General features: G+C 67.6%; 10 protein-coding genes. 3 read left to right on the top strand and 7 right to left on the bottom strand.

Annotated features, from left to right (window positions below):
- The 4 genes from ACE3N9_RS01405 to fmt form a co-directional block, all read right to left on the bottom strand.
- Positions 1-3,303 carry an amidohydrolase family protein gene (locus ACE3N9_RS01405; RefSeq protein ID WP_374280109.1) on the bottom strand — a complete coding sequence of 1,101 codons (3,303 nt, stop codon included), beginning with the start codon at positions 3,301-3,303 and terminating at the stop codon, positions 1-3.
- Between the two features lie 235 nt (positions 3,304-3,538).
- Positions 3,539-4,648 carry a zinc-binding dehydrogenase gene (locus ACE3N9_RS01400; RefSeq protein ID WP_374280107.1) on the bottom strand — a complete coding sequence of 370 codons (1,110 nt, stop codon included), beginning with the start codon at positions 4,646-4,648 and terminating at the stop codon, positions 3,539-3,541.
- 41 nt (positions 4,649-4,689) lie between these two features.
- Entirely contained in the window at positions 4,690-5,436 is a 747-nt protein-coding gene (gene truA, locus ACE3N9_RS01395) for a tRNA pseudouridine(38-40) synthase TruA (protein WP_374280105.1), read from the bottom strand.
- Positions 5,433-6,341, bottom strand: a complete 909-nt coding sequence (gene fmt, locus ACE3N9_RS01390; protein WP_374280103.1) for a methionyl-tRNA formyltransferase — start codon at positions 6,339-6,341, stop codon at positions 5,433-5,435. Before fmt ends, truA begins: the two co-directional genes overlap by 4 nt.
- A 43-nt stretch (positions 6,342-6,384) precedes the next feature.
- Here fmt and recR point away from each other — a divergent pair, with 43 nt between their 5' ends.
- Complete coding sequence (gene recR, locus ACE3N9_RS01385; protein ID WP_374280101.1) at positions 6,385-6,981, top strand: recombination mediator RecR; 597 nt, start codon at positions 6,385-6,387, stop codon at positions 6,979-6,981.
- Positions 6,982-7,044: 63 nt separating this feature from the next.
- Positions 7,045-7,611 (top strand): peptide deformylase, encoded by a 567-nt coding sequence (gene def / locus ACE3N9_RS01380; protein WP_374280100.1) that lies wholly within the window; start codon positions 7,045-7,047, stop codon positions 7,609-7,611.
- Positions 7,612-7,621: 10 nt separating this feature from the next.
- On the opposite strand, the gene ACE3N9_RS01375 is transcribed toward def, so the two are convergent.
- The gene (locus tag ACE3N9_RS01375; protein ID WP_374280098.1) at positions 7,622-9,286 is read right to left on the bottom strand and encodes a formate--tetrahydrofolate ligase; all 1,665 of its coding nucleotides are present in this window, start codon (positions 9,284-9,286) and stop codon (positions 7,622-7,624) included.
- Between the two features lie 178 nt (positions 9,287-9,464).
- On the opposite strand from ACE3N9_RS01375, the gene ACE3N9_RS01370 reads away from it, so the two are divergent.
- On the top strand, positions 9,465-10,817 hold the full coding sequence (locus ACE3N9_RS01370; protein ID WP_374280095.1) for a DNA recombination protein RmuC: 1,353 nt from the start codon (positions 9,465-9,467) through the stop codon (positions 10,815-10,817).
- Positions 10,818-10,924: 107 nt separating this feature from the next.
- On the opposite strand, the gene ACE3N9_RS01365 is transcribed toward ACE3N9_RS01370, so the two are convergent.
- Together ACE3N9_RS01365 and ACE3N9_RS01360 are read right to left on the bottom strand one after the other, a co-directional pair.
- Positions 10,925-11,338, bottom strand: a complete 414-nt coding sequence (locus tag ACE3N9_RS01365) for an META domain-containing protein (RefSeq protein WP_374280093.1) — start codon at positions 11,336-11,338, stop codon at positions 10,925-10,927.
- Positions 11,339-11,381: 43 nt separating this feature from the next.
- Positions 11,382-12,185, bottom strand: coding sequence for a TrmH family RNA methyltransferase (locus ACE3N9_RS01360; protein ID WP_374280092.1), 804 nt, complete (start codon positions 12,183-12,185; stop codon positions 11,382-11,384).
- Position 12,186: the final 1 nt, after the last annotated feature.

Genomic DNA, 12,186 nt, shown 5'->3' with positions numbered 1-12,186 from the left:
TTACCCGTCGTCTTCGTCCGCGTGGGCGGTGCTGCCGCCGCCGGCCGGGTCGGACCAGCCGCTGGCGCCGTCCTTGCCTTCCCACCAATAGGCGGGCCGCTTGCGGCTGCCGGTCAGTTCCTCGTTCAGCGTCGCGGCGTCATAGAGGCGGCCGCCCAGCATGACCTTCGCAACCTTGTCCGAATTGCGGATGTCCTTGGTCGGATCGCCGTCGAGCACCACCAGGTCGGCCAGCTTGCCCGGTTCGAGCGAGCCGATGTCCTGATCATAGCCCAGCGAACGCGCGCTTTCGATCGTCCCGGCGCGCAGCGCCTCGACCGGGGTCATGCCGCCCCGCACGAACGACCACAGTTCCCAATGCGCGGCGATGCCCGCTTCCTGTCCGTGTGCGCCAATCGCCACCGGCACGCCCAGCCGGGCAAGCTTGGCCGCTTCGCGCGCGCTGTCATCGTCGCGGTAGTCTTCTTCCGGGGCGATCACGCGCCGCGCGCTGTTTGCGGTCAGCAGGGCCGAAGGTTCGTGCTTTTGCAGCAGCGGGTGCTTCCACACATCGGTATGCGCGCGCCAGTACGGATCGCCCGCCGGGCCGCCATAGGTGACCACCAGGGTGGGGGTATAGCCGGTCTTCGACTTGCTGAAGAACTGCAGCACGTCATCATAGAACACGCCCAGCGGGAGGTTGTGTTCCACCGTGGTGTTGCCATCGGCAATCAGCGTCATGTCGAAACCGAACAGCGATCCGCCTTCGGCGACCGAGCGGATCCCTTCGGCAATCGCGGCGGCGGTGACCTGCTGGCGCTGGTCGCGGCGCGGCTGGTTGTAGTTCTTGAGGCTGTGCGCGCCCTGCGCCTTCAGGCGGCGGACATGGGCGAGGGCATCCTCGTAACTGTCGATCTGGGCATAGACCCCGGCGGCCTTCGCGCCATAGACGATTTCGGCGGTGGAGAAGCTGCGCGGACCGATGATCTTGCCGGCGCGAACCATTTCCAGCGCCGGGAACACGGTGCGCGCGCTGCTCGACGGGTCGTGCCGGGTGGTCACGCCCAGCGCCAGGTTGACCATTTCCGCCCAGTTGGCCTGCGGGGTCAGCTCGTCCACGCCGTAGGGGCCGTGGGCGTGGGCATCGACCAGACCGGGGATGATCGTCTTGCCGGTGGCATCCAGCGTCGGCGTACCGGCGGGAATCGCCACTTCGCCGCGCTTGCCCACGGCCTTGATGCGATTGCCTTCGACCAGCACCACGCCGCCGTCGATCGTCCCGCCATCGGCGCCGGCCATGGTGACCACGCGCGCGCCGACCAGCGCGACGCGGCCCGCAGGCTTGTCAGCCGTGACCTTCATCGACAGCGACAGGCCGCTTGACGGCGGCTGATAGGCCGGGGCCTTGGCATCCTTGGCCGCCGGGGCCGCAGCAAACATTGCCGCGCGCTGGGCGGTGAACAGCGTGGGGCCAAGCGTCCAGTACAGGCGCTGGCCATCGCCGCTCCAGTGGATCCAGTCCGCCCCGTCGCCGCTGGCCTTGGTCACCGGCAAGGCGCCGCTCTTGGTGCCGAGCGACACTTCCTGCGTGCCGGGCAGCAGCGGCGTGACATGGGCCTGGTAGTTCTGGCGGTAAGCCAGATACTGGCCATCGGGCGAGACGCGGAAATCGTTGACCAGTTCGCCCTTGGCGTGGACCCGGCGCGCTTCGCCGTTCAGATCGACGCTGACGAGGCGGCTTTCCTTGGCATCTCCCTCGATCACGAACAGGCGGTCGTTGTCCGCGCCGAACTGGGGCGAGCGGCCATTGTCGGTGATGCGGGTCATCGTGCCGCCGCTGGCAGGCACGCGGTAGATACCCGGCTGCCCGCCGCCACGCGGGCTGGTGAGATAGCCGCCGCTGTCCTTTTCGAACACCACGGTCTTGCCATCGGGGGAGAAGCGCGGGCGGGCATAGTGGCCGGCCTGCTGGGTAATCGCCGTGGCCTTGCCGCCGCCCGCGCCGACCACCTGGACCTGGCCCAGCCCGGCATCGGTCCAGCGGACAAAGGCGATCTTCTTGCCGTCAGCCGACCACGAGGGATAGGCTTCCATCGCCTCTGCGTCGCTGGTCAGCCGACGGGCTTCGCCGCCTGCGGCGGGCTTGATCCACAGCTTGCCCAGCGTTTCGAACACCACCATCTTGCCATCGGGCGAGACGGTTGCGCCGCGCGGCATCTTGGTTTCAAACGTGTCGGGCGCGACCGCCACGGAGGGGCGGGGCGGATCGATCACCGCGCGGCTATCGGCCACCTTGAACGGGATCACGCTGGCCTTGCCCGAGGCGAGGTCGACCCGGTTGAGCTTGCCGCCCGCCCAGAACACCACGCTGGCCGAATCCGGCGTCCAGGCCATGTTGGGATAGACCCCGGTGACAGCCCAGGTTTCCTGCACGTCCATATCCAGCGCGTCATGGACCTTGCGGTCCTCGCCCGTGGCCAGATCGCGGATGTAGAGCTTCGACTGCGTGCGTTCGCGCCGGACATAGGCGATCTTCTTGCCATCGGGCGACGGAGTGGGGCGCACCGCGCCGCCTTCGCCGCCGATCACGCTGTCTGTCTTGCCACTGTCGAGGTCATAGCGCTCGATGGCGAACAGCTGGGTGTTGCTGTCCTGCGCATATTCGAAAATCGGCCCCGGCGTGGTGTTGCGGGTGAAGTAGATGTGCTTGCGATCGGGGGCGAAGATCGGTTCGCCCAGTTCCTTCTGGTGCTGTTCGCTGGGGCGCTTGACCAGCTGCACCCCGTCGCCGCCCGCCACGTGATACAGCCAGACTTCGCCCGTGCCGAGCGAGCGGCCGGTGGTGAAGTGCTTCTTGGCGGCGATGAAGCGGCCGTCCGGGCTCCAGCTCGGCTGGTTGAGCAGGCGGAAGCTTTCTTTGGTCAGCTGGCGCTTGTCGCTGCCGTCGCGGTTCATGATCCAGATGTTGTCGCCGCCGCCCCGGTCGGAAGTGAAGGCGATGCGCTTGCCATCGGGCGAAAAGCGCGGCTGGGTTTCATAGGGCAGCCCTTCGGCGATCCGGGTCGGCGTGCCGCCGGTGATCGGCAGGGTGTAGATATCGCCCAAGAGGTCGAACGCGATTGTCTGGCCGTCGGGGCTGACGTCCAGGTTCATCCAGGTGCCTTCCTCGACCGTGATCGGAATATCGCGCAGCTTCAACCCCGGCGGGGCGGCAACGTCCCACTTGGGCGCGTCCTTGGCATCCTGGGCCAGGGCGGGGGCGGCGGTGCCCACAAGGGCAACGGCAAGCGCGAGGCGCGAGGCGGCGCGGATCGAACGGTTCATAAGGCAAGACTCCCTGTTGCGGGCAAACAGCACCGCGCCTCGCCGTCCGTCAACGGCGGGTTCTGCGAACGGCATCGGCTGGGCGGCGAACAGCTTTTATCCGGAAGGTGGCATCACCGGCCCGCTCCCCCGGCCCAACCATCCATAGGATACCTTCAGCGGGTGTTTGGGCCGGGGGGGCGGGCCGGTGATGCCCGGAATTCGCCGTGCCGGCGAATTCCCAGGCAGACGTTTATTAGTTAGGCACCACCAGATACTTCTCGCCGGTGCGGCGGGCGTTGTACATCGCGACCGCATCCTTGGTCAGCATGTCCTCAAGAGAGCCGCGCCGGGCATAGTGGCTGGCGAAAGTGGTGGTCAGGTCCTTCATTACCCGCGCGCGCATCCGCCCGACCACTTCCATGCCCGCCTTCATCATGAACGGGGTCAGCAGCCAGCCGCCCAGATCCCAGGTCAGGCCAAAGGCGCGGTTGAGGATCGTCGGCCCGATGTCCAGCGCGCCGTAGATATAGACCTTCTTCGGAGTGGACGAGCCATAGCGGCTGAAGGCGGCGCCCCGGCTGGCGCTGGCTTCCATCGCGGACAGGATCTGGCTGGCCATGGTCCCGCCGCCGATCGGATCGAAGCCCAGCATGGCGCCGGTTTCGTGGATCGCATCGGTCAGCTGGGCCATGAAATCGGCGTCGGTGGAATTGAGCACATGGGTCGCGCCCAGATCCTTGAGCAGTTTCACCTGGTCGGCGCTGCGCACGATGTTGACCAGCGGAATGCCGTCTTCCTGACAGATCTTGACCAGCATTTGCCCCAGGTTCGATGCGGCGGCGGCGTGGACCAGGCCGGTATAGCCTTCGAGCTTCATCGTCTCGGTAAAGCCCAGCGCGGTCATCGGGTTGACGAAGCTGCTGGCGGCCTGTTCCGCCGACACGTTGTCATCCACGGCAAAGGCCATGCTGGCATCGCACGTGGCGTATGTTGCATAGGCCGTGCCCGGCACGCAGGCCACGCGCTTGCCCAGCAGCGCCTGCGCGGCCGGGGCCTCGCCCGCGGCAACCACGATCCCGGCGGCCTCGTTCCCCGCCGGCATCGCCATGCCGTGGCGCGCCGCGAACGCGCGGGTCGCGCCATCGGGCATCCGCGCCACCACCTTGCCGGGAGTGTAGACGGCATTGTCGGCATCGGCGCTGGCGAACAGCAGGCCGAGGTCCGATGGATTGATCGGCGTCGCCTCGATCTTGACCAGCAGCTGCGTGCCACTGGGCGCGTCCCAGCTGTGCTCGTTGAGCTGGACGGTCAGGGTGCCGTCCGCGTCAAGCTGAGTGGTCAGCTGCTTGCCGGTGTAGGTCATGGTTGTCTCCCGATTCTTGTTTCGGAATGCAACCTAATGCCTCAATCGTCGGGGTAAAGCGCCCGGGTGAAATAGAGCCCGTCGGGCGGGGCATTATAGCCCAGCGCCTGCCGATCGCGCGCGGCCAATGCCTCGGCGATCTGTTCCTCGCGCCAGCGGCCCATGCCAACCAGCGCCAGGCAGCCGACCATCGAGCGGACCTGGTGATGCAGGAAACTGCGTGCGGCCGCGCGCACATGCACTTCCTCGCCGACGCGCTCCACGCTCAGCCGGTCCAGCGTCTTGACCGGGCTTTGCGCCTGGCACTGGGTGGAGCGGAAGGTGGTGAAATCGTGGCGGCCAACCAGGGCTTGCGCGGCGCGGTGCATGGCTGCTTCGTACAGCGGCTGGGGCACCTGCCAGGCGCGGTTGAGGTCCAGCGTCAGCGGCGCGCGGCGGTTGGCGATGCGGTAGAGGTATTCGCGGCCCACGCAGGAAAACCGCGCGTGCCAGTCATCCGGCTTTTCCTCGCAGGCCAGCACCGCAACCGGATCGGGCTTGAGATGAAAGTTCAGCGCCTCCATCAGGCGGAACGGCGCGATCGGCTTGGCCACGTCGACATGGACGCGCATGGCCAGCGCATGGACGCCGGCATCGGTGCGCCCGGCGGCGTGGAGCGTCGCCCGCTCGCCGGTGACGCGCTCGACCGCTTCTTCCACTGCCTGCTGCACGCTGGGGCCGTGGGCCTGGCGCTGCAGCCCCATGAAGCGGGTGCCATCAAATTCGAGGGTGAGGGCGAAGCGGGTCAAGCGAGCACAGTCCCCGCCGGGATCGGCTTGCCGCGCAGCAGTTCGGCCACGGACATGACCGGGCGGCCGGCGCGCTGGATCAGCACCGGGCGCAGCGCGCCTGCGCCGCAAGCCACGCTCAGGCCATCGTCCAGCACCGTGCCGGGCACGCCCGCGCCGTCCACCACTTCGGCCGCAAGCACGCGGTAGCGTTCGCCCGCCAGTTCGAACCAGGCGCCGGGGCTGGGGGCAAAGGCGCGGACCTGGCGGTCGATCACGCTCGCATCCTGGGCAAAGTCGATCCGGCTTTCCGCCTTGTCGATCTTCTTCGCATAGGTGACGCCGTCTTCCGGCTGGACCTGCGCGGCGTGGCTGGCCAAGTCGGCCAGCACCTCGATCATCAGCGCACCGCCGATTTCGGCGAGTTCGGCGGTCAGTTCGCCCGCGGTCTTGCCGTCCACCGGGGTGCGCGCCATGGCCAGCATCGGCCCGGTATCCAGCCCGGCTTCCATCTGCATGATGGTGACGCCGGTTTCCTTGTCACCCGCCAGGATCGCCCGCTGGATCGGCGCCGCGCCGCGCCAGCGCGGCAGCAGGCTGGCGTGGATGTTGAGACAGCCCTGGCGCGGCGCGTCGAGCACCGCCTGCGGCAGGATCAGGCCATAGGCGGCGACAATGGCCACGTCCGCGCCCAGCGCGGCGAACTCGGCCTGCTCCTCTGCCCCTTTCAGGCTGGCGGGATGGCGCACGGGAATGCCCAGTTCCTCGGCCTTGCGGTGGACCGGGGTGGGGGTCAGCTCCTTGCCGCGCCGGCCGCCGGGGCGGGGGGGCTGGGTATAGACGCAGACCACTTCGTGTCCCGCCTCGACCAGCAGGGCCAGCGCCGGGACGGCGAAGTCCGGAGTGCCCATGAAGATAATGCGCATGGCTGCTTTGCCTTTCCTGAAAGCGCGCCCTATCTGTCCACCCATGGCATCGCAAGAGATCGAAGCACTGACCACCGCGCTGTCGCGCCTGCCGGGGCTGGGGCCGCGTTCGGCCCGGCGCGCGGTGCTGTGGCTGGTCAAGCGGCGCGAAACCGCGCTGGTCCAGCTGCTCGCCGCGCTGGAAGGGGTGCAGCAAAGCCTGGTCGAATGCCAGACCTGTGGCAATGTCGATACCAGCGATCCCTGCCCGATCTGCACCGACCCGCGCCGCGACCAGCGCTCACTGTGCGTGGTGGAGGACGTCGCGGACCTTTGGGCGCTGGACCGGGCGCACCTGTTCACCGGGCGCTACCACGTGCTCGGCGGGCGGCTCTCCGCGCTCGACGGAGTGCGGCCCGAGGACCTGACCATCGGCAAGCTGATCGAACGCGTGTCGCAGGGCGGGATCGACGAAGTGGTGCTGGCGATGAACGCCACGCTGGAGGGGCAGACCACCGCGCATTACATCGCCGAACGGCTGGAAGCCTATCCGGTGCGGATCACCCAGCTGGCCCACGGCCTTCCGGTGGGGGGCGAACTGGACTACCTCGACGAAGGCACGCTCGCCCAAGCGCTGCGGGCGAGAAGGCCGGTGGGATAGGCGATTACGGCAATCGCCTTGCCATCCTTGCGAAGCGGGCAAACCGCGACTATCTGCCCCCTCATGGCTATCCGCGAAATCATCGAAGTTCCCGATCCCGTGCTCAAGCAGGTGTCGGCGCCCGTGACCGAGTTCAATGACGAGCTGCGCACGCTGGTCGCCGACATGTTCGAGACGATGTACGATGCCCCGGGCATCGGCCTGGCCGCGATCCAGGTCGGCGTGCCGCTGCGCGTGCTGGTGATCGATCTGCAGCCCGACGATCCTGATGCGGAGCCGGTGGCCTGCGATCACGATGGCCACCACCATCATCACCAGCCGACCAAGAAGGAACCCCGGGTGTTTATCAACCCGGAAATCCTGAATCCTTCGGATGACCTGTCGGTCTATTCCGAAGGCTGCCTGTCGGTGCCGGAAATCTACGCCGAAGTCGAACGCCCGGCCCGGATCCGCGCGCGCTGGCAGGACCTGGACGGCACGGTCCACGAGGAAGACATGGACGGCCTGCTGGCAACCTGCCTGCAGCACGAGATGGATCACCTCGAAGGCATCCTGTTCATCGACCACCTGTCGCGCCTGAAGCGCAACATGGCGCTGAAGAAGCTGGAAAAGCTGCGCAAGGCGGCGTGATCGCTCGGGCCTAGAACAGCCCCTCGATCGCGCCGTTTCCATCGAGGTAGATGCCCTCGGCGCTCGGCACGCGGGGCAGGCCGGGCATGGTCATGATATCGCCGCAGATCGCGACGACGAAGCCCGCTCCGGCTGACAGCCGCACTTCGCGGACCGCCACCTCGTGCCCGTCCGGCGCGCCCAATCTGGCCGGGTCGGTGGAAAACGAATACTGGGTCTTGGCCATGCACACCGGCAGGTGGCCATAGCCCATTGCTTCCCATTGCCGCAGCTGGGCGCGCACCGCGGCGGGGATCGCCACTTCGCCGGCGCGGTAGATTTCGCGCGCGACTGTCTCGATCTTGTCGGCCAGCGGCATGGCGTCGGCATAGAGCGGAGCGTAATCCGGCGCGCCGGCATCGGCCCGGGCCGCAACGATCCGCGCCAGATCCTCGGCTCCCGCGCCGCCTTCGGCCCAGTGGCGGCAGATCACCGCTTCCGCCCCGGCTTCGCCCGCCGCCTGCTCGATCACCGCGAGTTCCTCGGAGGTGTCGAGGTGGAAGTGGTTGATCGCCACGGTTGGCGTCAGGCCGAACTTGCGCAGGTTCTCGATATGGCGCCGCAGGTTGACCGCGCCGCGCCGGACCGCTTCGGCATCGGGTTCGGCAAGGTCCGCCTTGGCCACGCCGCCGTTCATCTTGAGCGCGCGGACCGTGGCGACCAGCACCACCGCATCGGGTTTCAGCCCGGCGCTGCGGCACTTCACGTCCATGAACTTTTCCGCGCCCAGGTCGGCGCCGAACCCGGCCTCGGTCACCACATAGTCGGCCAGGCCCAGCGCGGTGCGGGTGGCGATCACCGAATTGCAGCCATGGGCGATATTGGCAAAGGGGCCGCCGTGCAGGATCGCCGGGCGGTGTTCCAGCGTCTGCACCAGGTTGGGCAGCATCGCATCCTTCAGCAGCACGGCCATCGCCCGGTCGGCCTTGATGTCGCGGCAGAACACCGCGCTCTTGTCGCGGCGGTAGCCGATGATGATGTCGCCCAGCCGTCGTTCCAGGTCGGCCATGTCGGCCGCCAGGCACAGGATCGCCATCACCTCGCTCGCCACGGTGATGTCGAACCCGGTTTCGCGCGGGAAACCGTTGCTGACCCCGCCCAGGGGCCCCACGATCTGGCGCAGCGCCCGGTCGTTCATGTCCAGCACCCGCCGCCAGGTGACGCGCCGCAGGTCGATGTCGAGCGCGTTGCCCCAGTAGATGTGGTTGTCGATCATCGCGCTCAGCAGGTTGTGCGCGGCGGTGATCGCGTGGAAATCGCCGGTGAAGTGCAGGTTGATCTCGTCCATCGGCATGACCTGGGCATGGCCGCCGCCCGCGCCGCCGCCCTTGACGCCAAAGCACGGCCCGAGGCTGGGTTCGCGCAGGCACAGCATGGCCCGCTTGCCGATCCGGTGGAGCGCGTCCGCCAGGCCGACCGAAGTGGTGGTCTTGCCTTCACCCGCCGGAGTGGGGTTGATCGCGGTGACCAGGATCAGCTTGCCCTGGCGCTGCGCGGGCGGCAGTTCGGCCAGGTCCAGCTTGGCCTTGTAGCGGCCATAGGGCACCAGCGCCGCATCCGGGATGCCGGCGGCACGCGCCACTTCGCCAATCGGTGCAAGCTGCGCCGCGCGGGCAATTTCGATATCTGTCGGCATGGCCCCTCGTGCGTCCGCACCGCCCCCGGTGCGCGGAAATTCTTCAAGCGAAACATACAGCTTGGCTGGATGCTGCAAACCAATAATTTCGTGCTGAGGACAAGTTGCGCGGCCTGCTTGTGCAGCTTCGGCAAGCGCGCTATGTTCGCACTTCGTTCCAGTTATATCGAAAGCGCTCATGGACTTTGTCACTGCCCTGTTGCTGATCCTTGCCCTGCTGATCGGGGCGGCGTTCGGCTGGTTCGCCGGATCGCGCCCGGCGGCCGAACTGCGCACCCGCCTGGCTGAGCATGAGGGCGAGGCGAAGGAACTGGACGCCCGGTTCCGCCAGGCGGTCAAGGAACTGGGCGATGCCCGGATCGAAGTGGCGACGCTGCAGGCCAATGCCGCGCACTTTGCCGAACAGCGCCATGCGTTGATCCAGGCGCAGGACAGCCTGAAGCGCGAGTTCGAAGCCGCCGGGGCCAAGGTGCTGGCCGCCGCGCAGGAACAGTTCCTGGCCCAGGCCCAGCAGCGCTTCGCCCATTCCGAGGAAAAGAGCGCCGAACGATTGAAGGCGATGCTCGCCCCGGTCGACCAGCGGCTGAAAAGCTATGAAGAACAGGTCCAATCGCTCGAAAAGCAGCGCGTCGATGCCTTTGGCCAGCTGACCGGGCTGCTCCAGTCGCTGCGTGACGGACAGGACGCGGTGCGTGCCGAAGCGGCGCGGCTCGGCAATTCGCTGACCAACGCCCCCAAGGCGCGCGGACGCTGGGGTGAGCGCGCGCTGCAGAACGTGCTCGAACAGTGCGGCTTGTCGGAACACACGGACTTTATCCTCGAACACTCGCTTGAAACCGAGGACGGGCGCCTGCGTCCCGATGCGATCGTGCGGGTGCCGGGGCAGAAGAAGCTGGTGATCGACGCCAAGGTCTCGCTCAACGCCTACCAGGCTGCCTTCGAGGCGAGCGACGATGCCGAACGCAAGCGCCACCTCGACCTCCACTCGCGCGCCATGCGCCAGCACGTCGCCGCGCTGGGGGCGAAAAGCTATCAAAGCCAGTTCGATGAAGCGCCGGACTATGTGGTGATGTTCGTGCCGGGCGAACACTTCGTTGCCGCGGCGCTGGAAAACGATCCGGAGCTGTGGGATTTCGCCTTTCACAACAAGGTACTGCTGGCCACTCCTACCAACCTGGTGGCAATCGCGCGGACCGTGGCGATGGTCTGGAAGCAGGACCAGCTGGCGCGCGAGGCGGTGGAAATCGGCAAGGCCGGGGCGGAACTGTATGACCGGTTGGCCGTGGCCGCCGAGCACCTCAAGCGGGTGGGCAGCGGGCTCGACAGCGCGGTCAACAACTACAACAAATTCGTCTCCAGCTTCGAACGCAACGTGATGAGCTCGGGCCGCCGTCTGCGCGACAAGGGGATCGAGATCGGCAAGCGCGAGATCGAGGACGTGCCGCTGATCGAAAGCGCCCCGCGCTATGGCGAGACTGGCGGCGAGGCGGCGCTGGCGCTGCCGGACGGGTCGGGGGAAACCGCCGGATAGGGCAAGGCCCCGAATCAGCCGTCATTGCGAGCGTAGCGAAGCAATCCAGAGGGCTGCGCGCCGATCCCTGGATTGCTTCGCTACGCTCGCAATGACGAGGCGGCAGGCTAGGGCATCCGCACCAGTTCGAGCGAGTGGCCGAGCGAGCGCAGCACCAGCCGCTTGCCCCGCAGGTCCAGCGTCGGCTTGGCCGCCAGCAGGTCGGCGAGGGCGCGTTCCTGGGCCATCAGGCTGTCATCGCCGGTCACGCTTTGGCAGTACATCATGGTCGACATGAACGGTCCGCCGACCAGCCGGCCGCCCTTGACCTGCCATGACCCGCCCATGCCGTTGCAGCCGGCGGTGGCGCTGAGCCGTTCGGGCAGGAAGCGCAGTTCGGCGCGGGGCGAGGCAGGGGCCTTGCCGTCGATCCTGACGATCTTCCAATTGGTGCCGGTCAGCGCGGCGGCGCGCGGGACGCCGGCAGAGGCGCTGGCGGCAAGCGAGAGCGCGGCCAGGGCGAAAAGAAGGTTCCGTGTCATGCCCGCAGTTTGCCGGGCATCGGCTGGCTGGAGGCTGAACGAATTATCCGCCCAGCGCGTCCAGCACTTCGTAGGCCAGCACGGCCCCGGCGACGGCGGCATTTAGGCTGTCGGCGCGCCCTTTCATCGGCATGGTGACGCGCAGGTCGCAGGCCAGCTCGTATTCCTCGGGCAGGCCGCGGCTTTCGTTGCCGACCATGATGAAGCACGGCGCGGCATAGGGTGCGCCGCGATAGGGCACGGCATCGCGCAGCGAGGCGGCGACCAGTTGGCCGGGGCCGGAACGCAGCCACGGCAGGAATTCCTCCCACCGCGCCTGGGCGATGCCTTGCGTGAACACCGCGCCCATGCTGGCGCGCACGGCTTCGACCGAAAAGGGATCGGCGCAATCGTCGATCAGGATCAGCCCGCCCGCGCCGACCGCGTCGCCGGTGCGCAGCATGGTGCCAAGGTTGCCCGGATCGCGCAGCGCCTGGGCGACCAGCCAGATCTTTGCCGAGGAGCGGTCCAGCGCGGCGAGGCTGGTGTCGAATTCGGCAAAGACCCCGGCCACGGCCTGGGGGTTATCCTTGCCGGTGACCTTGGCCAGCACGTCCTCGGCCATTTCCAGAACTTCGCCGCCGGCGGCCAGTACGTCGGTTTCCAGCGCGTCAAGCAGGGGGTGGGGATCGCGCCCGGTGGCCATGACCAGCACTTCGGGCAGCTTGCCGCATTCGCGCGCATCGGTCAGCAGCCGCAGCCCTTCGGCCAGGAACTCGCCCGCCGCCTTGCGGTGCTTCTTTTCGCGCAGGCCCCGCAGGTACTTGACCGTGGGGTTGGAAAATCCGGTGATCGTGCGGCGGGACAAG

It is taken from the genome of Novosphingobium sp. (assembly GCF_041905565.1).
In the GTDB taxonomy this organism is placed as follows: Bacteria; Pseudomonadota; Alphaproteobacteria; order Sphingomonadales; family Sphingomonadaceae; genus Novosphingobium.
This window is presented reverse-complemented; position numbering and strand designations above follow the sequence as displayed.